At 42.1% G+C, this 25,628-nt stretch carries 21 protein-coding genes; 17 read left to right on the top strand and 4 right to left on the bottom strand.

The features are described 5' to 3' along the window. Positions 1-237 precede the first annotated feature (237 nt). From ACYQ3L_RS02375 to ACYQ3L_RS02320, 12 genes are all read left to right on the top strand, one after another. Positions 238-402, top strand: a complete 165-nt coding sequence (locus ACYQ3L_RS02375) for a hypothetical protein (RefSeq protein WP_459952285.1) — start codon at positions 238-240, stop codon at positions 400-402. Between the two features lie 330 nt (positions 403-732). Then, positions 733-3,948 carry a SusC/RagA family TonB-linked outer membrane protein gene (locus ACYQ3L_RS02370; RefSeq protein WP_379994553.1) on the top strand — a complete coding sequence of 1,072 codons (3,216 nt, stop codon included), beginning with the start codon at positions 733-735 and terminating at the stop codon, positions 3,946-3,948. A 37-nt stretch (positions 3,949-3,985) separates the two neighbouring features. Next, positions 3,986-5,626, top strand: a complete 1,641-nt coding sequence (locus tag ACYQ3L_RS02365) for a RagB/SusD family nutrient uptake outer membrane protein (RefSeq protein WP_379994554.1) — start codon at positions 3,986-3,988, stop codon at positions 5,624-5,626. A gap of 418 nt (positions 5,627-6,044) precedes the next feature. Next, complete coding sequence (locus ACYQ3L_RS02360; protein ID WP_379994555.1) at positions 6,045-7,160, top strand: basic secretory protein-like protein; 1,116 nt, start codon at positions 6,045-6,047, stop codon at positions 7,158-7,160. A 50-nt stretch (positions 7,161-7,210) separates the two neighbouring features. Beyond that, positions 7,211-9,502 carry a GH92 family glycosyl hydrolase gene (locus tag ACYQ3L_RS02355; protein ID WP_379994560.1) on the top strand — a complete coding sequence of 764 codons (2,292 nt, stop codon included), beginning with the start codon at positions 7,211-7,213 and terminating at the stop codon, positions 9,500-9,502. 11 nt (positions 9,503-9,513) lie between these two features. Next, positions 9,514-10,899 carry an alpha-L-fucosidase gene (locus ACYQ3L_RS02350; protein ID WP_379994556.1) on the top strand — a complete coding sequence of 462 codons (1,386 nt, stop codon included), beginning with the start codon at positions 9,514-9,516 and terminating at the stop codon, positions 10,897-10,899. A gap of 112 nt (positions 10,900-11,011) precedes the next feature. Next, positions 11,012-13,363 (top strand): GH92 family glycosyl hydrolase, encoded by a 2,352-nt coding sequence (locus tag ACYQ3L_RS02345; protein ID WP_379994557.1) that lies wholly within the window; start codon positions 11,012-11,014, stop codon positions 13,361-13,363. Between the two features lie 394 nt (positions 13,364-13,757). Next, positions 13,758-13,958, top strand: coding sequence for a twin-arginine translocase TatA/TatE family subunit (tatA, locus tag ACYQ3L_RS02340; RefSeq protein WP_006800774.1), 201 nt, complete (start codon positions 13,758-13,760; stop codon positions 13,956-13,958). Positions 13,959-14,207: 249 nt separating this feature from the next. Then, positions 14,208-14,549: a GNAT family N-acetyltransferase gene (locus tag ACYQ3L_RS02335; RefSeq protein ID WP_379994558.1), complete on the top strand. Its 342-nt coding sequence runs from the start codon at positions 14,208-14,210 to the stop codon at positions 14,547-14,549. A gap of 746 nt (positions 14,550-15,295) precedes the next feature. Further along, complete coding sequence (locus tag ACYQ3L_RS02330) at positions 15,296-16,372, top strand: IS110 family RNA-guided transposase (protein WP_380002099.1); 1,077 nt, start codon at positions 15,296-15,298, stop codon at positions 16,370-16,372. A gap of 391 nt (positions 16,373-16,763) precedes the next feature. After that, positions 16,764-17,186 carry a hypothetical protein gene (locus tag ACYQ3L_RS02325; protein ID WP_379997861.1) on the top strand — a complete coding sequence of 141 codons (423 nt, stop codon included), beginning with the start codon at positions 16,764-16,766 and terminating at the stop codon, positions 17,184-17,186. Positions 17,187-17,198: 12 nt separating this feature from the next. Then, positions 17,199-18,149 (top strand): NAD(P)-dependent oxidoreductase, encoded by a 951-nt coding sequence (locus ACYQ3L_RS02320; protein ID WP_379997859.1) that lies wholly within the window; start codon positions 17,199-17,201, stop codon positions 18,147-18,149. Here ACYQ3L_RS02320 and ACYQ3L_RS02315 read toward each other — a convergent pair whose 3' ends face one another. Next, entirely contained in the window at positions 18,150-18,629 is a 480-nt protein-coding gene (locus ACYQ3L_RS02315) for a low molecular weight protein-tyrosine-phosphatase (RefSeq protein WP_379997857.1), read from the bottom strand. Positions 18,630-18,706: 77 nt separating this feature from the next. Between ACYQ3L_RS02315 and ACYQ3L_RS02310 the strand changes: the two genes are divergently transcribed. Beyond that, positions 18,707-19,072: a DUF3795 domain-containing protein gene (locus tag ACYQ3L_RS02310; RefSeq protein WP_379997855.1), complete on the top strand. Its 366-nt coding sequence runs from the start codon at positions 18,707-18,709 to the stop codon at positions 19,070-19,072. Between the two features lie 32 nt (positions 19,073-19,104). On the opposite strand, the gene ACYQ3L_RS02305 is transcribed toward ACYQ3L_RS02310, so the two are convergent. Next, complete coding sequence (locus tag ACYQ3L_RS02305; RefSeq protein WP_379997853.1) at positions 19,105-20,007, bottom strand: DUF6268 family outer membrane beta-barrel protein; 903 nt, start codon at positions 20,005-20,007, stop codon at positions 19,105-19,107. A gap of 149 nt (positions 20,008-20,156) precedes the next feature. Here ACYQ3L_RS02305 and ACYQ3L_RS02300 point away from each other — a divergent pair, with 149 nt between their 5' ends. From ACYQ3L_RS02300 to ACYQ3L_RS02285, 4 genes are all read left to right on the top strand, one after another. After that, positions 20,157-21,179, top strand: coding sequence for a sensor histidine kinase (locus ACYQ3L_RS02300; protein ID WP_379997851.1), 1,023 nt, complete (start codon positions 20,157-20,159; stop codon positions 21,177-21,179). Positions 21,180-21,215: 36 nt separating this feature from the next. Continuing rightward, entirely contained in the window at positions 21,216-21,917 is a 702-nt protein-coding gene (locus ACYQ3L_RS02295; protein ID WP_379997849.1) for a LytR/AlgR family response regulator transcription factor, read from the top strand. A gap of 43 nt (positions 21,918-21,960) precedes the next feature. Next, positions 21,961-22,833: a LytR/AlgR family response regulator transcription factor gene (locus tag ACYQ3L_RS02290; protein ID WP_379997847.1), complete on the top strand. Its 873-nt coding sequence runs from the start codon at positions 21,961-21,963 to the stop codon at positions 22,831-22,833. Positions 22,834-22,975: 142 nt separating this feature from the next. Next, on the top strand, positions 22,976-23,851 hold the full coding sequence (locus ACYQ3L_RS02285) for a 4Fe-4S binding protein (protein WP_379997845.1): 876 nt from the start codon (positions 22,976-22,978) through the stop codon (positions 23,849-23,851). A gap of 18 nt (positions 23,852-23,869) precedes the next feature. On the opposite strand, the gene bla is transcribed toward ACYQ3L_RS02285, so the two are convergent. Together bla and ACYQ3L_RS02275 are read right to left on the bottom strand one after the other, a co-directional pair. Next, positions 23,870-25,204: a class A beta-lactamase, subclass A2 gene (bla, locus tag ACYQ3L_RS02280; protein WP_379997843.1), complete on the bottom strand. Its 1,335-nt coding sequence runs from the start codon at positions 25,202-25,204 to the stop codon at positions 23,870-23,872. A gap of 134 nt (positions 25,205-25,338) precedes the next feature. After that, entirely contained in the window at positions 25,339-25,626 is a 288-nt protein-coding gene (locus ACYQ3L_RS02275) for a chaperone modulator CbpM (RefSeq protein ID WP_379997841.1), read from the bottom strand. Positions 25,627-25,628: the final 2 nt, after the last annotated feature.

The raw sequence follows: 25,628 nt of genomic DNA, 5'->3' as shown, positions 1-25,628 counted from the left end.
GGCAAATCTTGCATTAGTATCTTAATATACCAAATAAGTATCCCAATCTGCCAGTGGTGAATTGGGATACTTATTTGCGTAAAGGAGATACTTCAAAACATTTTTATATTAATTAACATTGCGAATGATTTTTCTTCGGGATATCAGAATCAGACAGAAAGTAAAAAGGAATTTTGTTTAATAAGTAGTGCACATATATTTTTATCTCTAAAGTAAACAGTATATATGTCCAAAGCAATGCAAAATACAGCAATAATAAACGACATTTTTTCACCTGAAAATTTGGTGGTTAGCCGTATTTTACTAGAGAGAGAGAGAGAGAGAGAGAGAGAGAGAGAGAGAGAGAGAGAGAGAGAGAGGAGAGAGAGAGAGAGAGAGAGAGAGAGAGAGAGAGAGACGTAATTTACTAAAAAATAGTTTAATCTTAGCAGAACAGAGATTTAAAGAATCTATTTGTTCTGGATTTTTATACGTTAAAAAATCATTGACCTTATTTCAGAAAGTTAAAAACCTTCTGGAATAAGGTTTTTTTGTGTGCGTAATTTTCTGAATAACCTTCTTAAAACCATTGTGTTGATGTATGGTAAATATATTTAATTATTAACCTTTAAAATCTTTCTTTATGGAGAACCAGCTAATCCTTTATTTATGATGTTCAGGCACTGAGGTATTTTTTACCTCTTTTAAGTAAAGTGTGTATTTATTCCCAGTTAACTTAATTAAAATTATATTATGAGAAAATTTGTAGATAAAATTTCAACATGCTACTACAAAAGCTATGGTAGGCGGATGCTCTTTTTGCTACTCATGTTTATATTCGTCCAGTATTCATTTGCTTCGGGATCTGCAAGTAATGTGAAAGATATTGATAATGTGGTACAAAACGGAACAATTGTAAAAGGAATTATTAAAGATCAGAGCGGAGAGCCATTGATCGGCGTAAGCGTTGTAGTGAAAGGAACTACTACCGGAGCTATTTCTGACGTAGACGGATTATATTCGGTAAGGGTTACTGACACTAATCAGACGCTGGTTTTCTCCCTTGTAGGATTTCTTACTCAGGAAATAGCATTAAAAGGACAGACTTCCTTAGACGTAGTGATGGCTGAAGACGCTAAACTATTAGATGAAGTTGTTGTCGTTGGATACGGTACGCTGCGCAAATCGGATGTAACGGGTTCTATTTCTACGGCTAAAGGTAGCGATATTATCAAGAATCAATCATTTAACGCTCTTGAAGGCCTGAAAGGTAAAGCTGCCGGTGTAAATATTTTCTCCAATACAGGACAACCGGGCGGGGAAATGCGTGTTATAATCCGTGGTATATCCACGATCAATGCCTCGGCAAGCCCATTGTATGTGGTTGATGGAGTGGTTATGTCAAATTTCCAGTTTCTTAACCCGAATGACATTGAGTCTATCGAAGTCCTGAAAGATGCTTCGTCTGCTGCCATCTACGGTGCCCGTGGTGCCAACGGCGTCATTCTGGTAACGACCAAACGTGGAGGTAATACCGGAAAACGCGCACGTGTTTCTTATGATGGTTCCATGTCCATTAGTACCATGGCAAGATATATGGATGTCATGGATTCTTATGAATGGATGGCTACGTTTAAACAAGGTTTGGAAAATGCGAATGCATGGCAAGGCAGGAACTTTACGACCGATTTGTCGCAAATATTCACAGACCCGCGTTTATTCAATGCCGACGGATCACCTATTTATAATACAGACTGGCAGAAAGAAGCATCCCGTACAGCTTTCTCTCACAATCACCAGCTCAGTATCCAGCGTGGCGACGAAAACTCGTCGGTAGGGGCATTTATAAACTATACGGACCAACAGGGTGTTTTGCTTAATTCTTATTTTAAGCGGCTGAATGCGAAATTGGCCTATGACGACAAACCAACCAGCTGGTTGTCGACCGGTGTTAATTTATTGGTAAACCACACATGGGGTAACAGAACCTCCGATAATCCGTACGGACAGGGAGCTTTACGTACTATGATAGAACAATTGCCGTTCCTGCCTGTTGAGCTGGATGGTGTATATGCGCAGACGAATGACATCAGAACAACTTCTATTCCTGTAAATAAGGATAATCCTAGTGGCTCAAAACAAGGATTTGGCCCTGAAGGTGTAGGTAATCCTGTCGAATTGCTCAGGCGGATGGAAGCCATGCAATATAAAACACAGATATTCGGTAATGCGGCTTTGACATTCCATATTACAAAAGACCTCGATTTAAAAACACAGTTCGGTATCGATTACCAGAATAACCGCAACCGCAACTATACACCGTTTACTCCGCGCCCAATGATCAATCAGGCATCGACAGGTTCGGCTTCTGAAAACACATCGGGTACACTGTACTGGCAGGAAGAAACATATCTGACTTTCAATAAGACTCTGGGCAAACACTATGTGAATGCTATGGCGGGTATGTCCTGGCAAGAACGCGATTATACATATTTCAGCGCTTCAGCCAGCAAGTTTACCGACGATTTTTATAGTTACTACAATCTGGCGAAAGGAGAAGACCGTCCGGGCGTTAGCAACGACCATGACAGATGGGCGATGAACTCTTATTTCCTGCGTGGGGTTTATAACTATGATAATAAGTACATGACTACCGTAACCGGCCGTTATGACGGTTCATCCAAATTCGGGAAAAACAACAAATATGCTTTCTTCCCTTCCATCGGTTTCGGATGGATGGCTTCTAATGAAAACTTTTTGAAAGATAATCCGGTCATAAGCAAATTAAAACCGCATGCATCTTTCGGGGTAACGGGAAACTCTGAAATAGGAACGTATGCGTCGTTGGCTACAGTAAGCCAGTCGAATACTATTCTCGGCAATGGCCTGAAAATTGTATCTTATCTGGACAGGATGCCTAACCCGGATCTGAAATGGGAGAAAACAAATCAATTCGATATAGGTGTTGAGCTGGGATTGTTCAATAATCGCCTCAACCTGGAAGCATCGTACTACTACAAGTATACAACCGACCTGCTGCTTGACCGTCCATTGCCGGAATCGACCGGTTTTACATCTGTTAAATACAATGTAGGGGAAGTTTCGAACCGGGGGCTGGACCTATTGCTTACCGGACATATTTTTGACAGCCGTGATTTTCAATGGACTTCTACCGTCAATCTCAGCTTTAATAAAAACCGTGTTGAAAAACTGGATGAAAGCTCATCGGTAGACCCGATCACCGGTAAGCGTCAGATTCTTCTCGATGGTTTTGTCGGCTATGATATGTTGATCCGCGAGGGTGAAGAACTTTCTACATTCTACGGCTATAAACGTGCAGGTATTTATGACGGTAATCCGGCTAACTGGGATGCTACGACAATGAATATACCTTCTACTATCGGTGAAAAGGTTACATATAAGGAACGCCAGATTTTAGGTAATGGTTTACCTGATTGGATGGGATCTTTCATTAACACCTTTAATTATAAGAACTTCGATTTGACTCTCGACCTCCAATTTTCAATGGGTGCGGATATTATGCAGGAGTATTTCCATTCAACTGAGGGCCGTTTCCTGACAAGCGGGCTTGACCGCCTTTATCAGGAAGCATGGCATCCTACGCTGAATCCTAACGGTAAAGCGCAGGCAATACGTCTGGCTAACTTCGGGCAAGGAAACAACGCCAATGCCGATGACACCTGGGTTGCCGACGGCTCTTATCTGCGCGCTAACCTGATCCAGCTCGGTTATACATTTAACTCTGATGTTATCAGGAAAATGGGTCTTTCGGCTTTACGCTTATATGGTGGTGTGAACAATGCCTTCCTGATCACTTCATCCGATTATTTGGGATACGATCCGGATAACTCATCCCGTTTGGGTGATAACAAGTGGGGAACTAACCGTCAGTTCTTTACCTATCCGCGTCCGAGAACATTTACGTTCGGTATCAACGTTTCATTTTAATTCATAGTATTAATATAAATCATAAAATAGTAATCATATGAAATTGCATAAAACATATATATCCATCTTTTGCATGATTATATTATCATTATTGATGAGTTCATGCGATAGCTTCCTGGAAGAAAAGCCGCAGGATGAAAAGACTGCCGGTCAATTCTGGAAGACTGAAGCTGATGCTCAATCGGCTGTAAATGCTCTTTATTTCGGTGGTGTTCCGTATCTGAACAATACTGATGTGGATGGCGGATGGACCCCCAAAGCAACCATGTGGGGCGGCGTTATGTCCGGACTGTTTGTTGACAAACGTAAAGACAGAACCTTTACCAATGCATCTGAAGGCTGTAACTTTAATATAGAGTCGTTCAATTCAACGGCGCTGAAGTTGTGGCATGAGTTTTACAAAGGTATTTCCCGTGCAAACTTTGTTATTGCCAATATTCCCACAATGACAGGCGTATTAAGCGATACCCAGATAAGGAATTTTACTGCACAGGGTAAATTCTTCCGGGCATATGGATATTTTTACCTGGTAAAAGAGTTTGGCGATGTTCCCTATGTAGACCAACCTTATACATCTTTGGAGGGTATATATAAAGAACCTTCCTCTGCGGAACAGGTGTATAAAAATATCGAAGCCGATTTGCTCAGTATTATTGAAGGGGATGCATTACCTAATAAGGCATTCTATGACAATGGCTGCTATGTTACTAAAGCAATGGCACAGACTCTTCTTGCGCAAGTGTATCTGCAATGGGCCGGAGCGCCTCTGAATGGAGGAAATGACTACTATACCAAAGCTGCCAATATGGCGATGGATGTTATTAATGGAGGCCAGCATATCCTCGAGCAGGCCAGCGGCAGCAGTGATAGCATTTATTCTGCCTTTAATGTTATCAAGACAACAAAAACATCCAAAGAAATTATCTTTGCCAAGGAGTATAATCAGACCCAGTATAATGTGGGAAACTCTTATGCATGCCGCTCGATCGGCGCAGACGCTTTTCAATGGAATGTGTTCTCGCCGGGTGGAGATGTTTTGTATAATGCGTACCTGCCTTGCGATATGTTGATAAACAGTTATCTTGTTGCGGATATCCGGTCACATGAAAAACAATTCTTTTTCTGGGAATATACAGGGGTAGATAAGAATAATGTAGTGGTTACCAAAAGATTAAACAATATCGGTAACTGGGCATGGTTCGATGAAACCTCTTTAAAAACGGGTAAAGACGGCGACTATAATATGCCGACGTTCCGTTATGCCGAAGTGTTGCTCATTGCAGCCGAAGGCCTGGCCCGCACAGGGAAAGAAGGTGATGCTGCAGGAGGAGCGAGGTTCTATCTTAATCAGGTGCGGACACGTGCGGGGATTCCTAATGAAACAGCTACCGGAGATGCTTTAATACAGTCTATCCTCACCGAGCGTTTCCACGAGTTCCCATTAGAATTCAAAATTTGGGATGATATTCGCCGTACACGTTTATATCCGGAAGAAGATGGAATGAATTCAGGTAAATTGAAATGGGTTGCACTGGAATCAGCAAAAATCCAGAATAAGCCGGATGGAAGTATCAGGGTAGGTGCTATTCCTGCATATGCATTATTATGGCCTATTCCATTGAGCGAAATGCAAGCGAACCCGTCTTTGCAAGGCCATCAAAATCCGGGATGGAATTAGAATAGCTGTTTACGGCCTTTCTCCATAAGTAACAGGGCGCTTTTCTTATTTACATTACTCTACGGAGAAGGCTTGTATATACTCTTTATGCGGATACTCATTTTTCATGGGTATCCGCTTCTTAACAGAGAAAACATACAAATGTCCGTTATCGTTTGTATAAGAGATCATAATGTATGTTTCTGATAATAAGGGGCATAGTTCAATGACACGCTGCTCGGTCAAAATATACTTTTAATTCAAAGGGAATAAAAGGGCTATAGCCCAATTGTATATAATTTCAGTACGATAATAGAAGAAAGATACACAGCAAGCCAATTTAAGTATTCAGGATACCTTTATTGCCGAACAGGATAATTAACCTTTTTCCTATAATAATTATACTTGCATCAGATCTAAACCCTATAACGAAAACATAATGAGAAGAATTTTATTTTTGGCTTTTGCTTTATCATTCCTGACCTGTCAGAGTCAGGAAATTAAAACGGATTATCCGCAACTGACAGACAACAACCTCACAACCTATTATATAGGTAAACCGGGTACAAACAAAATGACATTCCAGGTCTCGTACAACTCTCCTGTACTGAGTTACAAAATATATTCTTCGGGCGATAATCCCGCCCACGACCCGGCGAACTGGGTGCTGAAAGGTTCCAATGACGGAAAGAAATGGACTGTCGTTGATGAACGGAAAGATCAGAAATTCTGCTCCCGTTTTCAGGAAATATTATGCGTCGCACAAAAACCGGCTGCATATAAACAATATATGCTCGAAGCCCGCACAGCAGATAAAAAAGAGAATCTGGTCATAGCGGATGTATTGTTATCAGACAGGAATATGCTGGCAGGATGGGAAGATTTCAACTACCCGAATATAGATTTTGAAGTAAAATCTCCCGGCACAGAAGGAGCGAAAGTATATAATCAATTGGTGCAGAATCCCGATGAATATATAAAATACCATGCCCGTAAAGTCGCTGAAATCTTATACTATACAGACAGGGACAGCATAAACGATGTAAGAAACATCAGATATACACTGGAAGATCAACCGGGTGTCTCGGCAAAAGGAGGCAGTACCCCTAACATCAATATTTTCTACAGCACGCAGCATATCGAAAAGTCAGCGAAAGAATCCCTTTTCAAGCTCGATTTCGAAACACGAGGGGTACTTTACCACGAACTTACACATGGTTACCAGTATGAACCGAAAGGGATAGGTAATTATGGAAATAATAAAACATTCTGGGCATGTATAGAAGGAATAGCCGATGCCGTAAGGGCTGAGGCCGGTTTATTTGATATGAGTACACGTAAGCCGGGCGGTAATTGGATGGATGGTTACCGCACCACCGGCTTTTTTATCCAGTGGCTTACAACAAAAGATCCGGATGCTATCCGTAAGTTCCACCTTACTGTGGAAAAAATGGATGTGTGGAGCTTCGACGGAGCTATAAAACTGGTTTTCGGACCCGAAGCCAGTATCGATGGAATGTGGAATGAATATCAGGAATTCCTGAAAAAACAATAAACTGATATATGCAAATGAAATTAAGCACACTCACTCTTTCTTTTTTACTTATGAGCGGTATAGTATCCGCGCAGGACAAAGTATCTTTTGTCAATCCGATGATAGGTACGGTAAAAATGGGACATACATTCCCGGGAGCATGCGTACCCCATGGGATTGTCCAGTTAAGCCCGGATACGGATACTATCCCTCATAGTATAAATGGCGTGTATCAAAAAGATACTTATAAATATTGCGCGGGCTATCAGCACGACGACAAAACGATTGTAGGATTCAGCCATACGCATCTTAGTGGAACAGGGCATTCCGATCTCGGGGATATCCTCGTTGTACCCGTAACAGGCGAACTGAAGTTCAATCCGGGCGTGGCCGGCATTCCCCGTTCGGGTTACCGTTCGAGCTATTCGCATGATACGGAGGTTTCCCGTCCGGGTTATTACGAAGTCGTACTGGACGATTATAAGGTAAAAGCGCAGTTGACAGCTACCGAAAGAGTAGGAGTGCATAAATATACTTATCCCGAAAACGAAGAACAAAAGATATTGCTCGACCTTGTTCATGGCATCTATAATTACGATGGAAAGGTATTATGGGCAAGCCTGAGAGTTGAGAACGACACTCTGATTACAGGCTATCGCATCACCAACGGTTGGTCGAGGGAAAATTATACCTACTTCGCCATATCTTTGTCGAAGCCGATAAAAAACTATGGCTATGTAGATCGTGAGAAACCCAAATATACGGGCTTCTGGCGGAAATTTAATCTGTATAAGAATTTCCCTGAAATAGCAGGCCGTAAGATTGTAGCCCACTTTGAATTTGGTTCGGATAATTCACCTCTTGTAATGAAAGTCGCCCTTTCGGCAGTAAGTACAGAAGGAGCGCTCAAAAATCTGAAAGCGGAAGCAGCGGCAAAGTCATTCGATAAAATTGTCGCCGAAGCCTCGGCCAAATGGGAAAAAGAACTGGATGTGATAGATGTAAACGGTGATGCCGACAAGAAGACAATGTTCTATACTTCCCTTTACCATACTATGATAAATCCTTCGGTTTATCAGGATGTGGACGGACAATACCGTGGCATAGACCATAATATACATCAGGCGAAAGGATTCACCAACTACACCATTTTTTCCGTATGGGATACTTACCGTGCGCTCCATCCGCTGTTCAATATTATCAACAGGGAAAGAAGCGTGGATATAGTGAACTCAATGATAGCCCATTACGAACAGAGTGTGCACAAGGCATTGCCTGTATGGTCGCATATGGGAAATGAAAACTGGTGTATGATAGGCTATCATTCCGTATCGGTACTGGCCGATGCCATCGATAAAGGCCTGAATATCGATAAGAAAAAAGCACTGGAAGCCATGATAAGTAGTTCGAATGTCGATTATTACGATGGAACGGGCGAATATAAAAAATTAGGCTATGTGCCTTTCGATAAAAACGGTAGCGGTTCGTCTATTACACTCGAATATTCATATGACGACTGGACGATTTACAATACAGCTCTGAAAGTGGATAATCAGGCGGCTACGGATACTTATAAAAAGAGGGCCTTGAATTATCATAATGTATTCGATCCTGAACTGGAATTTGTCCGTGCCCGTTACAGCGACGGACGCTGGAAGACTCCGTTCAATCTGCTGAGTACACACGGGGAGGGCTTTATCGAAGGAAACTCATGGAATTACTCATTCTATGTGCCGCACGATGTAAAAGGACTTATCAAGCAGATGGGAGGAGATAAACAATTCGTACAACGCCTCGATTCTCTTTTCATCATGCATTTACCCGATGAATTTTTTGCAGATACGGAAGACGTTACCCGCGAAGGCGTGATGGGTAACTATGTACACGGCAATGAACCCAGCCATCATATCGCTTACCTGTATGCATGGACGTCACAGCCTTGGAGGACCCAGTATTGGGTACGCGAGATCATGAACCGGATGTACCGTAATTCTATCGACGGACTTTGCGGAAATGACGATTGCGGGCAGATGTCGGCATGGTATATCTTCTCGGCTATGGGATTCTATCCTGTTTGTCCGGGTTCGAATGAATATGTGTTCGGTGCTCCGTATTTTCCTTACATGAAAGTGAAGGTGGGTGACGGAAAATATCTGGAAATAAAAGCAGATAAGGTAAGTGACAAGATGCGTTATGTAAAATCGGTTAAGCTGAACGGAAAGCCTTATACAAAGGCGTATATCACATATGACGATATAAAGAACGGAGCGGAACTGACATTCGAAATGGCTGCTGCCCCTAATAAGAAAAGGACATTCAGCGAAGAAGAGAAACCTTATTCATTGTCAAAACAGACAATTTAAAATATATCAATATGAGAAAGATATATTCTTTAATGCTCGTGCTATTCTTGTCATTGTCCGCTATGGCCCAGGCGGGAAAACCTTTGGTACAACTTCAGCAGGAGTTTGTAGATCTGAGGTTCGGGATGTTTATCCATTTCAATATACCGACATTCATGGAGGACGATTGGGCCGATCCCGATGCATCCCCCGCTATATTCAATCCGGCGAAACTCGATTGTAACCAATGGGCCAAGACAGCCAAAGAGGCCAATATGACGTACGGCTGCCTGACTACCAAGCATCATAGCGGATTTTGTATATGGGACACGAAAACTACCGATTACAATGTGATGAACAGCCCTTTCAGGAGGGATGTGGTGAAAGAATATGCCGATGCTTTCAGGGCGCAGGGCTTGAATGTAATGCTTTATTATTCTATTCTCGATACACATCATAAACTCCGTCCGGGATGGATCACGCCGAAGCATATAGATATGATAAAAGCCCAATTGACCGAATTATTGACCAACTATAGGGAGATAAAGGCCCTGATTATCGACGGATGGGACGCTCCCTGGTCGCGTATCTCATATGATGAAGTTCCGTTTGGGGATATTTATTCCCTGATAAAGTCTTTACAGCCGAACTGCCTTGTTATGGATCTGAATGCAGCTAAATATCCGGCAGAGGTTTTGTATTATACGGATATTAAGTCGTATGAACAAGGCGCGGGTCAGCATATTTCGAAGGAGAGCAATAAACTTCCTGCATTATCCTGCCTGCCCATCAATTCGGCTTGGTTCTGGAAACCCGATTTCCCGACAACTCCGGTGAAATCGCCTGAAATGCTCGTCAATGACAATATCATCCCTATGAATGAGGTTTATTGTAATTTTATCCTGAACGCGGCCCCTAACCGTGACGGGCTGATAGACGCCAACGCGGCCGATGCTTTCAGGAAGATAGGAAAACTATGGAAAAATAAAGGACCTGTCGCTAAACTGCCGGCTTATCCTGCCCCCGTTATTTCTAAGAATATTGCAAAGAATAAGAAGACAAATGCCAGTTGGAGCAACGATATGAATATTATGGATTTTGCCAATGACGACAATTTCCGTTCTGCGTGGGAATCCAACAAGGCCGTAAAAAAGCCCTGGCTCGAAATCATTCTGGATAACACAGAACTGGAGTTCAATTTGATTACCATTGCTCAAAGGGGGGAAAGTAATTTCAGCAAATACCGGATCGAGTATTTCCACAATAATAAATGGCTACCTCTTTTATCCGGTGAAAACAATGATATAATAAAAGTACATAGATTTAATAAAGTTTGGGCCGATAAAGTCCGCATACAAATAGATGAATTTAGTAAACCTCCCGTTATTGCCGAATTTGGAGTATATAATGAGCGATAAGAAGTAACAGAAAATATTAATGATATATTCGAATGATAACCTATGTTAGTTATTGTGCATACCAGAGTAATAAATAGGTCTGCGACCTTAACTACACGCTAAAAAAGATAATATGAAAAGTAAATTGCCCTTAGGGCTCCTTCTCTCGGCCTTATTGCTGGTCTCGTCATGTAAGGAAAAAACTCAGATTGCGGATGAATCGGCGGACCTGTCCCTCAATGCCTATGTAAATCCTTTTGTGGGTACATCCGGATTCGGAAACGTCTATCCCGGTTCGCAGATACCTTTCGGGGGGATACAGATAAGTCCCGACACTGATAAAGATTATTATGATGCCGCTTCCGGTTATAAATACGACCATATGACCATTATGGGTTTCAGTCTCACACATCTCAGTGGTACGGGGATTCCCGATCTTGGCGACTTCCTTTTCATCCCGGGGACAGGAGAGAAAAAATTTATACCCGGAACACATGAAAATCCCGGTGAGGGATATCGCTCACGATACAGCCATGAAAGAGAATGGGCTTCTCCAAACTACTATGGAGTCGACTTGCTGGATTATGATGTGAAAGCCGAAATGACCTCGGGCTTACGTTCGGGTATTTTCAAATTCACATTTCCTAAAACAGACAGCGCATTTGTTATGGTGGATATGGACCATGTACAATGGTTCAAAACAACATGGTCGCAACTCCGTATAGAGAACGATTCTACCATCTGCGGTTTTAAGCTCGTGAACGGATGGGGGCCTGAACGCTATGTCTACTTTGTAGCCCGGTTCTCCAAACCGTTTACCCGTTCGGGTATCATGCAGGACGGCAAGCCTGTTATCTATGATACAAAGCGTTTCCGGAGCGACCGTGTTGCCTATGGGAATAAAATCATGGGATGGCTCGATTTCGATACAAAAGACGGAGCCGGAATAGAAGTAAAGGTCGCTATATCATCAACAGGAACTTCAGGCGCATATACAAACCTGAAAGAACTCGATAATCAAAATTTCGAAAGCCTTAAGAAACAAGGTGAAATATTATGGGCAAAAGAACTTGGTAAATTCAAGGCCAAAGGCACAAAAGAGCAACTGGAAACATTCTACACTTCGGTTTATCATGCGTCCCTGCATCCTTTTGTTTATCAGGACGCGGACAATAATTACAGGGGACATGACTCGAATATACATCAGGCCGGTAAATTCACCAATTATACAGTATTCTCTCTATGGGATACTTATCGTGCCCATCATCCGCTACTCAATCTCATAAACCCTGAACGTAATGCCGATATGGTAAATTCCATGCTGGCGCATTACGACCAGAGTGTGGAGCATATGCTGCCTATCTGGTCTTTCTATGGAAATGAAACATGGTGTATGATTGGCTATCATGCCGTGTCCGCTATTGCTGATGCCATTGTAAAAGATGTGAAAGGGTTCGACTACGAACGGGCTTATCAGGCGATGAAAAGGACTGCGATGAATCCTAACTACGATTGCCTGCCTGAATATACCGCGTTGGGCTGGGTGCCATTCGATAAGGAACGGGAATCTGTATCCAAGACACTGGAATATGCTTATGATGATTACTGTGTAGCTATGGCCGCAAAGAAACTGGGTAAAGAAGAAGACTATAAATACTTCCTGAACCGTTCGCTTGCTTATCAGAACCTGATAGACCCGGAATCCGGATTTATGCGGGGGCGCGACTCTCATGGAGAATGGCGTACACCTTTCGATGCGGTCGCTTACACCGGGCCGGGGTCGGTACACGGTTGGGGTGATATTACCGAAGGATTCACTTACCAGTACACATGGTATGTGCCTCAGGACGTACAAGGATATATCAATGAAATGGGAGGGGACGAGATATTTGCCCAGCGTCTCGATTCCATGTTCACAATGGAGTTGCCGGATGATATCCCGGGGGCGCACGATATACAGGGACGTATCGGGGCATACTGGCATGGCAACGAGCCCTGCCACCAGATACTATATCTCTACAATTATGTGAAACAGCCATGGAAAGGACAGGAAAAGATACGTTATGTACTGGATACCTTCTACGGAAACAAACCTGATGCGTTAAGCGGGAATGATGATTGCGGACAGATGTCGGCATGGTATATCTTCAACTGTATGGGCTTCTATCCCACTTGTCCGTCGAGCAATATATATGCTATCGGTTCCCCTGGGCTTGAAGCCGTAGAGATGACTCTCGGCAATGGAAAGAAAATATCCATGACTACAGAGAATTATAGCAAACAGAATGTCTATATCCAGTCTATGACCCTCAACGGGAAGGAGTATAACAAGACTTATATAACCTATAACGACATAAAGAACGGGGCTGATATAAAGTTCGTTTTGGGAAGTAATCCGAACAAGGACTGGGGTACATCCGGCGAATCTGTTGCGCCGTCTATATCGAAGCCAAACCAAACATTGCGTTATCAAAAGAGTAATTAAATAATAAACAGGTGAGAGAAATGGCTGTCTCAAAAGTATTTTTTACTATCTTTTTGCTCCTGTGACCGTTGGTTGTCATGTTGAACGGAGTGAAACATCTCCCTTTTCAAAGTCGAGATTCTTCACTCCGTTCAGAAACAACGTTCGGCAGAGCGAAGCGGAGCCAATGATAATAGGAAGTAATACTTTGTTAGCGCAATATTACTTTTGAAACAGCCACTTCTTTATTAAATTATGATGGACGGTCAGCATCTCCAGCCATTTTAAATAATAGCAATCTGAGATTTGACGCGAATTGAATATAAAAAATGCAAAAAAATGACTGGAATAATATTATTCTGACTACTTTAGCGAACTAATTATTTAATAAGTAAATATAATTGAGATAAACCAGATGAACACATTATTATTTCTAGGCAACCTTGGGACCGGGGAGATTATTATCATCGCCATTGTTGTTTTATTATTATTCGGGGGAAAGAAAATTCCTGAACTTATGAAAGGTATCGGAAAAGGCATCAAGAACTTCAAAGACGGGGTAAACGGCCTTGAAGATGATATAAAAGGTACTACAGAGAAGATAGACAACAAATAAGTTTGTTCTGTCATGTTAAGGATATATGAAACCCGGGCTTTACAGTCTGGGTTTCTGTTTTTTATAAATTAATCGGGCGAAGGGAAACGGGTATCTTCATTTGCCCGGATTATTATTCAATTATGGAAATATCGGAGATCAGAGAGTTTACGCAGGAAGGGTTTAAGGCTGTACAAAAAGTTTACGCAGGAAGGGTTTAAGGCTGTACAAAAACTTACCGGGACATTAATATCTTCCGGTACGATTCATTTGACAGAATCATATTATAGGAAGCTACTGGCTTCAGATAATAGTTATCTGTTCTTTATTACCGATGGTGGGAATATTGCCGGCATGCTTACTGTCGGCGTATATAAAAGCCCGACAGGGATAAAGGCATGGATCGAAGATGTTGTAGTTGACGATTCATACCGCGGGCAGGGCTTAGGCAGATTACTTGTAGAACATGCGATAAGCTTTGCAGGATCGTTGGGAGCCGGTTCATTGATGCTGACATCCAATCCTTCACGCGTAGCGGCCAATAAGCTTTATCAGTCTCTGAATTTTGCACGCAAAGAAACAAATGTGTACCGTATGGCGTTTGAACAATAATATGATTAGTAATGCGCGCTAATATTTAAAGGCCGGGTGTTACTTTATTTATATAATTTTATCTATATGTATAAGCTGTTAGCCTTTAGCTGATAGCTATTAGCTCTTTGAAAAAATGAATTAGCAGATTTGTAAATTAGCATATTAGCAAATTAGCAAATGAATGAAATAGTGTAACCTTTGTTACCTTTTGAAAAAAGTTACAAGTTTGCCTCACCTTCGCTTCGGCGAATGTTATTTCTGCGCCCTTCGGGCAGTTACAAGTTACGGGTAGACAAGAAACAAGTTGTTCACTGATGACTGTTTACTGTAAATAGTGTTCTTTGTGTAACTCTTTGTGTCCCTTGTGGTAAAGAGTTTTAACCACCAAGTACACGAAGGAAATCACAAAGGGCACAAAGGCTAAAAAGACTGTTACTTTTACATACGCTTCGCTCCTGTGACCGTTGGTTGTTACCTTTTGAAAAAAGCTACAAGTAGACGAGATACAAGATACAAATTTTTTAACCCGTTTACTTGTCTACTTGTATCTTGTAACAAAGTTGTCAGATATGTCAGGTTTTAACAACACAGTTACGAGTCACAACCTGTAACTAAAAAATGAATATTATTACATTACAATAAATATAATAAGTTCCTATGTTTAAAATCGGAAGCGATGGCTGAGTAGAAAAAATAAGCTATATGTTTTTGGTTAATTTTAGTAATAGAGATTACTTACTTATTAACCTCAAAGAATATAGCTTATGAGACAAAGAAAGGAATTAGATTTCAAAGGACAAAATATCTATGTAGGGATAGATGTTCATTTGAAGAGTTGGTCGGTAACAGTTTTGTCGGAAACCTCTGTAATGAAGAAGTTTAGCCAAATACCAGAACCGGAAGCGTTGTATAAGTTTCTGGTCACGAATTATCCGGGAGCGGATTATCACTCGGTATACGAAGCGGGATTCTGTGGTTTTTGGATACATGAAAGATTGACAGGGTTAGGAATTGATAATATTGTTGTAAATCCGGCCGATGTTCCGACCAAAAGCAGTGAAAAGCTGCGTAAGACCGATTCCATAGACAGTGGAAAACTGGCGCGAAGCCTGCGGGCTAAAGAGCTGAAAGGCATCTACACGCCGGACAGTGTGTCATTGGAGATGCGTTCTTTGATAAGATTGAAAAACTCGATAACGAAAGACATGACCCGGCAGAAGAACCGCATCAAGTCACAGTTACGCTATCTGGGGATAGAGATTCCCGTAGAGTATCTGGAGCCGTACTCTAATTGGTCGAAGCGCTTCATCGTCTGGCTGAAGGAGGTACAGACACTCACATCTGTCGGCCGTCAGTCGCTTGACATCCGGATCAGGCATCTGGAGGAATTGCGCAGGCAGAAGCTGGAGATGACGCGGGCCTTGCGGGCTCTGGCCAGGACGGAACAGTTCCGCGAACCGCTACGGTTAATCATGACAGTTCCGGGTATCGGTCAGGCCACGGGTATGGTGTTCCTGTCGGAGATATGCGACATATCCCGTTTCAGGAATGCCGAACAACTGGCGGCTTATATCGGTATGATCCCCATGTGTCATTCAAGCGGAGAAAAAGATGGGACAGGAGATATTACCGTGCGCAAGCACGCTGCTATGCGCTGTAATCTGATTGAGGCCGCGTGGGTGGCAATCCGGCAAGATCCTGCAATGAACCTGATCTACACGCATAACTGCAAAAGGATGGCTCCAAGCAAAGCCATCGTAAAGGTGGCGCGTAAACTGGTTAACAGATTATTCTTCGTACTGAAACACAAAACAGAATATATCAATGGTATTGTGTCATAGAGAGAACTTCCTTCCGGTAGACGGATTTTCCGAGAGAGAATACTACATAATTGTTGCGGCTTTGAAGTCCGCTTAAAAAAGTTTGCTCCTCTCGCCTTTGTGAACTAATGCAGGAACTTGCGGCAGAGACTGACCGCTGTGGAAAGTCTGTTTACCGAAGGATTTAATATCGGGTTTTTTAAGCCATACGGACAGTATCGGTAACTTAAAAAGAGAGGCAGAAAACCGGCCTCCCAAGTAGCGTTACCGCGTACCGTCAGGATGTTTATTGCTGACAGGTTGCTCCCCAGCAGTGCCTGTTTCCTCTTAACATCCTGACATAAAGATATAAAACTGAAATTAATTAAAAATAATCATCCAATTTGTTTGGATTTTAACTGGAAATACAATTATGGATATATGTCTGGATTTTGACGGTACATGCGTATCGCACGAATTTCCCAAAATAGGGAAAGATATAGGAGCAGTGCCTGTCCTGAAAGAACTGACGGAAAAAGGTCACAAACTAATCCTTTTTTCGATGCGGAGCGACCGTAAGAAAAAAAAGAAAATAGACGGACAGGAAGTCGTGGTGGAAGAAAATGTACTGACCGAAGCTGTACAATGGTTTGCCGATAATAATATCCCGTTATACGGCATACAGAAAAATCCTACACAGCGATTCTGGACTTCTTCGCCAAAAGCTTACGGGCATCTCTATATAGACGATGCCAATCTGGGTTGTCCGCTGATTACTAATGACCCCGGGGCCGACAGGCCCTATGTAGATTGGGTGAAAGTACGGGAAATGCTCATAGATAAAGGAATCTTATAAAAAGGTAACAGTATGAAAAAGATATTGATGGGACATAATTTCGTAAGAGAAGGATTTGCTTCCCTTGAAGGAAAGTATGACGTTGTATATCCCGAAAAACAATTGTTTACGAGGGCAGAAATACTGGAACAGATAGCAGATGCGGATGCTTTCGTCCCTAATTTCTCATTCCAGACCGATGAGGAAATGATAAATGCAGGCAAAAAACTGCAACTGATAGCCAATTATGGCGTGGGATACAACAATATAGATACCGCTTACGCAGCCGCAAAAGGCATTACGGTGACAAACACCCCCCAATCGGTACTGGAACCGACCGCGGAACTATGCTTTGCCATGATAATGGCAACCGCACGTAAGGTAGCCTATTACAGTCATAAGCTGCATAATGGAGTGCGTCTTGACTGGAGTCTGTATGGCGATCTGGGCATGCCTGTCTATGGGCAGACGCTCGGCATATACGGTATGGGACGTATCGGGCAGGCGATAGCCCGTCGCGCAGTGGCTTCGGGTATGAAAATTATCTATCACAACAGGCATGCCTTGCCTAAGGAGGTGGAAGAGAAATACGGCGCGGTGTATGTAGATTTCGATACATTGCTCCGAGAATCTGATATTGTATCGCTGAATGCGCCTGCAACAGCCGAAACATACCACCTGATAGGAGAACCGGAATTGAACAGGATGAAAAAAACGGCTATCCTTATCAATACTGCCCGCGGGCAGCTGGTAGATGCTCAGGCTCTGGCTAAGGCCTTACAGGAGGGGGAAATATATGCTGCCGGACTGGATGTGTACGAGAACGAGCCGAAAATCCCGCAGGAACTTATCGGGTTGGATAATGTAGTGCTTTCCCCTCATGCCGGAACAAAAACATATGCCGCCCGCCTCGATATGGAACAGGAAGTAGCAAAGAATATAATCAACTTTTTTGAAGGAGGGGAGATAGACAGGGTGAACTAATTACAGTTCATTTTTCTTCAGTTTATCCAGTAATCCTTCACATGCGTCTTCCAGTAGATCGAGAACTAGTTCGAAGCCATCGGCACCCGAATAATAGGGGTCGGGGATATGGTCGTGGCCGAATCGTTTCGAAAAATCTGCCATTCGGTACACTTTCTTTTCCGATTCCAAATCAGGAGCAAGGCGCATGATGTTATGGTAGTTGCTGTCGTCCATAGCCAGTATGACATCAGACCGGTCAAAATCGCGGCTTGTAAACCTGCGCGACAGTGAATCGAACTTATAGCCCCTGCGTGCACCGTGCTGTCTCATCCGGTGGTCGGGCAGGTCGCCATCGTGGTAGCCTGATGTCCCTGCCGAATCGACAGATATTTTATCTTGCAGTCCGTGTTCCCTGACCATTCTTTTGAGGATACCTTCGGCGGCGGGAGAGCGGCAGATATTTCCGAGACAGACAAAGAGTATATTATATTCTTTCATAAGACTTTCTTAATTTGAGAATGGCAAAGATACAAAATCCTTATCTTAGTTACATCTTAAACTAACCGATTGATATAATGGACAAACACAAACAGGAAAAATCCGAGATAGTCACTCCTGAATATTATTCGGGCAGAGTTCCTGCCTGTGGCGTATTCTGTGGAGGATGCCCCGTGTATGTAAGGGATAAAAAGCCCTGCCCGGGTGCCGGTATTAACAAAATCAGATGTGAGAATTGTAAGACATTTCACCTTTGTTGCCAGTCGAGAGGAATAGTACATTGCTACGAATGCAGGACATTTCCCTGTTCTAAATTCAAAGGCTTTGCCAAACGCTGGCTGAAATACGGGCAGGACTTCATCGAAAATCAGAAGTTATTGAAAGAAGTAGGAGAACAGGCATTTTTGAATTATTTTAATAATAAGCTGGATGATAGTAAGTAAGCTGGTTATGATTTTCATTTGCTGCGGATTAATCAGAATTTGTATGCCAATGCTAAAGAGGCATAAGGAGCGGCTTTAAACTCCGGGTCATGCTCCCTGTCCATTGCTTTGAAAAAGGATTTGAGGGTTCTTTTTGTATAGTATGCCGGACGGATTGCCGACACGCCGGCCGTAAGAGATAGGGACAATGATTTACCAAAGGTAAATTCGGGGCGGAATCCTGCCACCATATATTGGTGCGTGAACATCATGTCTTCACCGTTCACTTCTTCCAGAACCATCGAACCATTCATCTCGCCGATTATACCGAGTTTGATATTTTCATGGACCTGCATACCTGCCGAAATTTCCACGGCATTCATCATGGAAACCTTGACCTCGTAGCGGCCTCCCAGTCTCCAGTCGAGATAGAGTGCGGGGAATGCCATCGGATATCCGAAGGAGTTATTTAGGGCTAATCCGCCGCCTATATCCAGGTTATCTTTCAGATGCCAGATGAAGATGGCGCCGCCGTGTGCCAGGATATTCTTCATCTTGATCCTTGATATATCGGCATGGGCTGTGTATGCGCCCGCTCCGAGCGAAGCAAGGAGCGACCAGTTTTTGCTGACAGGTCTCATATGCAGCAGGGATATCTGGGCATTGAGCATTTCGGATGGACAAAGGTCTGTAGGTATATTCTTATTAGTGAACGAAGTGTATGAGCCACCTATGGTCATGCCCCACGTAGTGGGCCGGTTGTTTTCATCCATCTTCAGCGAGAAGGGTATTCGTATACCTCCCGATATTACTTTTGCATCACCTTTTCCTCCGGTTTTGCTATTATCTATATCCTCATAGCTGGAAGAACCAATGTATTCGGCCTTTAAAAATGCCTGGGCGTTTGTTCCGATATTTACAGTTGTTATTAGCAGGAGAATAAGTACGGATTTCATAGATGTATCAATTACTTTATATGCCTAAGACGATTTGTTTATGCAAATATTATATATGGAAAGTCTTTATTGATAATGTATTTGACGAATGGCATGTTGCTTATGATGAACGGTAAATTTCTTCTCTCCTAATCAGTTATATTTGTAAAATGAAAAATTGCCACACTAAAGCTTATATATCCTTTGTTGCCCTGATCTGGTTAATGCTGGCCGCATTATTCCTTTTTCAGTATATGAACCAGGTTTCTTTTATAGAGGCTATCCTGTTTTGTTTTAGCTTATTCCTGCCTACCTGCCTTATAACGTCCTATTTAAGTAATAGTCTCTTACCCGAGGCGATCAGGAATAAAAAGATGCGCTGTTTTGTCGTTCACTTTATTGTAATCATGCTAGTGACCGGAATGATTCATCTGGCGATTTTTATCATATTCGAAAAACTGGAAGAAGCAGGCGTTTTTAAGCCTTCGGAACTTGTGAGGACGCATTACCATGTTGTTATTGAGTATATAATGGCCTTACCCGCCATCTTTATTATCAATCTTGGGTTTTGCGGTATCAGATTCTATTATGAACATAACAAGCTTCGGCAAATACATTTGAAAACCCAATTACAGGTGCTTCAGCAACAGATAAATCCTCATTTTATGTTCAATGTATTAAATCATATTTATATACTGATGCAGAAAGATGTGGACAGGGCTTCGGAACTCTTGGTCAAATATTCTGAGATACTCCGCTACCAGCTTTATAATGGTAAAGAAGAGCTGGTGCCGTTGAGTCAGGAAATACAGTTTCTGAAAGATATGATCGAAGTAGAAAAAACGAGGTGGGGAAAAGAATTGAGTGTGGATTGTACATGGCAGATAGAAAATGGTGATAGAGACATACAGCCATTGCTCTTTTTTACTTTTATAGAAAATGCATTTAAGCATGTCTCCCGTTCCATATCCGAAACAGGATTCGTAAATGTCATTGTCAGGCAAAAAGGGGCTTCATTATTTATGGAGGTGGTAAACTCGAAACCGTTACGGCGGATAAAAAAGAATAATGCATCAGGCCTGGGTTTAATCAATGCGAGAGAGCGGCTTGAGATTCTATATCCGGACAGACACAGTTTATTTATAGAAGAAAATGAGCAGGTTTATATTATCCGGCTAAATATTACGTTATAAGGTTATACAAATAAAACCTAAAAACTATTCGCTGATATGAAATGTCTGGTAGTGGACGACGAACCTATAGCACGGGGAGGAATTATAGATTACATAGAGAAACTCGACTTTCTGGAGGTCAGCGGAGTGTGTTCTTCTGCAATAGAAGCAGCGGAAATATTGAAAAAGAAAGATATAGATCTTATATTTCTGGATATCCAGATGCCCCATCTTACCGGGCTTGAATTCTTAGAAACCTTGGAAAATAAGCCGTTAACGATACTTGCTACAGCGTATTCTGAATATGCGCTGGAAGGGTTTCGCCTACAGGTAGTCGATTACTTATTGAAACCTATCACCTTCAAGCGTTTTTTTCAGGCGGCGCTGAAAGCAAAGGAAGCATTTGAACTGAAAAGCCATGTGTATAACGAGAATACCAGTGTGTATGTCCGGCAGGGGGATTCTTTTGTAAAGATTGCATGGACTGATATATTATATGTGGAGAGCATGCAAAACTACCTGAAACTCCATTTCAACGATAAAACGCTTATTATCCACCAGACGATGACTTCACTCGAGGACATGCTCCCGAAAGATTCTTTTTTCAGAATACACAAGTCTTTTCTGGTAAATATTGCTCACATTGAGATGATAAACGGCGGGCGGATTTTTGTCGATAACAGGGAATTGCCTATATCGAGGCAACGAAAAGACGAACTTCTGAATACGGTCGTATATAAGAACCTGATAAGTAAATAATAACGGGATAATATATATCTTTGCTATCCTTTATAGAGTACAAATGGATAGAATAATCAGATATTTAAAGCAACCGTATCCAGTCAGTGAAAAGCCGTGGCAGACTGTTGTCGTTGCATTCATTGCTGTCTTTCTGCTACTCGCTCTGTTCGAGCCATTCCATCTGCAAGGTGAATTTAATAAATGGTTGATAATAGGAGGATATTCTCTGGTGACGGCAGCATGTACTTCGATCGTAACTTATGTGTTCCCTGCAATATTCAGGAAACTTTATGACCCTGCCTGTTGGACTACCTGGAAGAATACACTGAATAAACTGATTATAATCCTGACTATTAGTATTGGTAATTTTCTGTTTGATATTTCTATCAGGCATAGGGAACCAGAGGTTCTCCTATCTGTTTTTACCTTCTATGTGGTCGCTACATTTATGGTAGGGTTAGTTCCTGCTATTGTCATTTCATTCTTTATACAGAATAATGCACTGAAACGGAACCTGCGCGAGGCAAAAGAGAGTAACAACAGGCTGCTCGAACGTTTGGTTGCCAGTCAACAGGCTTTGCCGGCTAATTCCGGCATAATTACATTGAGTGGCACTACAAAAGACTCCCTTAGCTTTAACCCCGGAACACTCCTTTACATCGAGTCATCGGGGAACTATACTACATTTTATTATCAGGAAAACGATATTATAAAACAAAAGCAACTCAGGGCTACCATCAGTCAGATAGAAACCGACCTGCAATCTTACCCTGACATCGTACGCTGCCACCGGGCTTTTATGGTGAATATAGCACAAGTTGTTTCAGTCACAGGAAATTCGTTAGGATTTCAGTTAAAACTGAAATATACAAAAGAGGAAATACCAGTGTCGCGCAGCTACACAAAACTCATCCGTACCCGTATTGCGGGATAAATAAGTTCATATTTTATTATAACCGGCTTATAAGGGGCAAACTTTGCTGTTTGTCACATTTATAGCTGTCTGTCACAGAACTTTTGAAACTGTTTCTATACAGTCTATATTTGCCTCTATTAATCTATTAATAATTTAACGTATGAAATTCAAACATTTTGTTCCTTTACTTATCGGGCTTTTACTCGGATTCTCTTTAGGCTGGTGGGGCTTCCGCATCATTTTCCCCTGGATTGGCGGCTGGATTACAATCGGTTCGCTGGTTGCGTCCCAGCTGGAGGGGAAGAAAAAAGATCTGGGGCGCCGTATCACTATTTTAATGATTTCACCGGTGTTTCTTCTCTTCCTGGGAGTTATGCAACGGGAGAATCTACAACTGGAAGAGAATGTGTTTTATATATTATTATTTATTTCCACCGGACTATTTACCCGGGTACTGGTACATTATACCATTGCCAAGATTATCGGGCCGTTGATCTGGGGGCGTGGTTTCTGTGGATGGGCCTGCTGGACAGCCGCTATCCTGGAATGGCTGCCGATAAAAGAAAACTCTAAGATTCCGGTCAAATATACCCGCATGCGCTATCCGGTATTTATTGTTTCTATATTGATCCCTGTAGCTTTTATTCTGCTGGGTTACGATTGGCAGACGAATCATATAAATGAAGATGGAGGTATTGTGCAAGGGGGAAAACCCGGGGCTCTGATCTGGTTCCTTGCAGGCAATGGCCTTTACTATCTTGTCGCTGTTATCCTTGCTTTCAAATTCAGGAAGAAACGCGCCTTTTGCAAAATCGCCTGTCCGGTGTCACTGGTTATGAAAGCACAGACAAGCATCGCTTTGATAAGGGTAAGCCCTTCCGGAAACGAGTGCACCTCTTGCGGTTCCTGCAACCGTAATTGTCCGATGGACGTAGATGTAGTAAATTACATATCGAAAGGGAAGAAGATAAGTTCAGGTGAATGTATCCTGTGCCGGAAATGCGCGGATATATGTCCGCAGGGCGCCATCAGATAAATCCGCTGCTTCTCACGCCTATTTTGTAAGGGAATCATATACAGCCTTCGATATTTCTGCTATCATCCGCATATTCGTGGCATCGTCTTCCATCGAATCGGCGACAAAAACGGCAAGTGAATAATAACGGCCATCGGGTAACCGGATGATTGCAATATCATTTTCCGCGGCTTTCAACCCCTCGGCATTCCGGAAAGATGAGCCTGTCTTATGAGCGACGATCGTTCCCGGAGGGAGCAGGCCTTTGATCTTCTTCGGTCCGGTTGCAGTATCCACCATGGCATTCCACAGAAAGTCGTGGAAATGCTGAGGAAGTATATTGCCTGTCCTGAATTTTTCCAATACCCGTGCAGCTGTAAGAGGAGTACTCCAGTTGGTATATTGTACTTCCCACGGGCCATGCATCTCTTCTTCAGTGGCGGCAATGGCAAAATCGGAAAATCCAAGGTTCATTATATACCGGTTTACTGCGGAGGTACCACCCACAAAGCGGAACAGGATATCACATCCGTTGTTATCGCTCTGGGAAACTGTATATTTTAAGATTTCGCTAACCGGTAATTCGATGTTTCCATCGGGATAATCGTCTCTCAGAGGACTATAGGTTCCGGGTAGAAGCTCGGTTTTAGGAATAAATATCTTATGGTCGAGCGATAGGTTGTTCTTATCCAGATAGTCGAGTACTGCCAGTGCCAAATGGAATTTGTAAGTGCTTTGTGTCGGATAATGGAATCCGTTATTGACTGTCAGTGTGTCTTTTCCATCGACAATCAATGCAACTCCGACAGTAGCCCGTTTGCCCCTGATAATTTTTTCTATATCATTTCTTAGTCCATCATTTTGGGAAAAAGTATGAGTTGGGGTTGCAAACATGCTTACTTCCGTCGGTTCATGAATTAATTTATAATATTCTTGACTTTTTTGAAGTGTGAAATGGCTGATATATCCGATAGGTATGTTTTTCTTTTGAGCTATGATATTTTTAAACTGCATAGTGACTAATTTACCATTGAAAGACAATATGATATCATATGTAATAATGACAGGATGTTTCTTGTATTCTTTTATAGTCAGCATACCTTGCTTATATTCAGCTTTAGCGTCTATTACAGACAGTTCCTTAAATTCTATTCTATCGGGCCTGGTTATTTTTATAGAATCACCGTTTGAATGTATTGCCCACGCTCTCGATAGATTAAAAATTAATTGTGGACTTTTATTCTCAAAACGGAATTCTTTAGTTGAGATACGCGGATCAACATTTTTATATATTGTAACATCCTTATCTTTATTTTGACTGAATGCTGATATGGATACGATATACAGAATAGAAATAATTTTAAATACTTTCATTTTTATTCATATTTTGTTGTGTGTTATGCATTACTGGTTAAGGATAAGATACTTAGTGTAATATATATGATGCTTGATTTCACTTTGATTTTAGATAAGGTTTAACACTTAAGTAGACGCAGATGTTCCATATATCAGTCGATTAGCCTTAGCTGCTCTTTCAAGCGGTGTATTTCTTCCTGCATGTCATCTATCTTATCCAGCAGGTTCCGGATAACATCTATACCCGCCACGTTGATAGAAAGGTCGTAATACCACCGCACATACTGGTCGAGGTATTTCAGCTGGGAGATATGTATGTAGCGCTCATCCCCGACAATACTGACCTGTATAAGCCCTTCGTTTTCGAGTTGTACGATAAAGTCGGGTTCCACCTGATTTTGTATGCAATACTCCTGTATGATGATTAATTCTGATGTCATAA

The sequence above is a fragment of the Dysgonomonas termitidis genome, assembly GCF_054657735.1.
This window is presented reverse-complemented; position numbering and strand designations above follow the sequence as displayed.

Excerpts from the sequence above, each read along its gene's own strand:
- ACYQ3L_RS02375 (WP_459952285.1), top strand. The coding sequence starts at position 238 with ATGCAAAATACAGCAATAATAAACGACATTTTTTCACCTGAAAATTTG.
- ACYQ3L_RS02370 (WP_379994553.1), top strand. The coding sequence starts at position 733 with ATGAGAAAATTTGTAGATAAAATTTCAACATGCTACTACAAAAGCTAT.
- ACYQ3L_RS02365 (WP_379994554.1), top strand. The coding sequence starts at position 3,986 with ATGAAATTGCATAAAACATATATATCCATCTTTTGCATGATTATATTA.
- ACYQ3L_RS02360 (WP_379994555.1), top strand. The coding sequence starts at position 6,045 with ATGAGAAGAATTTTATTTTTGGCTTTTGCTTTATCATTCCTGACCTGT.
- ACYQ3L_RS02355 (WP_379994560.1), top strand. The coding sequence starts at position 7,211 with ATGAGCGGTATAGTATCCGCGCAGGACAAAGTATCTTTTGTCAATCCG.
- ACYQ3L_RS02350 (WP_379994556.1), top strand. The coding sequence starts at position 9,514 with ATGAGAAAGATATATTCTTTAATGCTCGTGCTATTCTTGTCATTGTCC.
- ACYQ3L_RS02345 (WP_379994557.1), top strand. The coding sequence starts at position 11,012 with ATGAAAAGTAAATTGCCCTTAGGGCTCCTTCTCTCGGCCTTATTGCTG.
- tatA (WP_006800774.1), top strand. The coding sequence starts at position 13,758 with ATGAACACATTATTATTTCTAGGCAACCTTGGGACCGGGGAGATTATT.
- ACYQ3L_RS02330 (WP_380002099.1), top strand. The coding sequence starts at position 15,296 with ATGAGACAAAGAAAGGAATTAGATTTCAAAGGACAAAATATCTATGTA.
- ACYQ3L_RS02325 (WP_379997861.1), top strand. The coding sequence starts at position 16,764 with ATGGATATATGTCTGGATTTTGACGGTACATGCGTATCGCACGAATTT.
- ACYQ3L_RS02320 (WP_379997859.1), top strand. The coding sequence starts at position 17,199 with ATGAAAAAGATATTGATGGGACATAATTTCGTAAGAGAAGGATTTGCT.
- ACYQ3L_RS02315 (WP_379997857.1), bottom strand. The coding sequence starts at position 18,629 with ATGAAAGAATATAATATACTCTTTGTCTGTCTCGGAAATATCTGCCGC.
- ACYQ3L_RS02310 (WP_379997855.1), top strand. The coding sequence starts at position 18,707 with ATGGACAAACACAAACAGGAAAAATCCGAGATAGTCACTCCTGAATAT.
- ACYQ3L_RS02305 (WP_379997853.1), bottom strand. The coding sequence starts at position 20,007 with ATGAAATCCGTACTTATTCTCCTGCTAATAACAACTGTAAATATCGGA.
- ACYQ3L_RS02300 (WP_379997851.1), top strand. The coding sequence starts at position 20,157 with ATGAAAAATTGCCACACTAAAGCTTATATATCCTTTGTTGCCCTGATC.
- ACYQ3L_RS02295 (WP_379997849.1), top strand. The coding sequence starts at position 21,216 with ATGAAATGTCTGGTAGTGGACGACGAACCTATAGCACGGGGAGGAATT.
- ACYQ3L_RS02290 (WP_379997847.1), top strand. The coding sequence starts at position 21,961 with ATGGATAGAATAATCAGATATTTAAAGCAACCGTATCCAGTCAGTGAA.
- ACYQ3L_RS02285 (WP_379997845.1), top strand. The coding sequence starts at position 22,976 with ATGAAATTCAAACATTTTGTTCCTTTACTTATCGGGCTTTTACTCGGA.
- bla (WP_379997843.1), bottom strand. The coding sequence starts at position 25,204 with ATGAAAGTATTTAAAATTATTTCTATTCTGTATATCGTATCCATATCA.
- ACYQ3L_RS02275 (WP_379997841.1), bottom strand. The coding sequence starts at position 25,626 with ATGACATCAGAATTAATCATCATACAGGAGTATTGCATACAAAATCAG.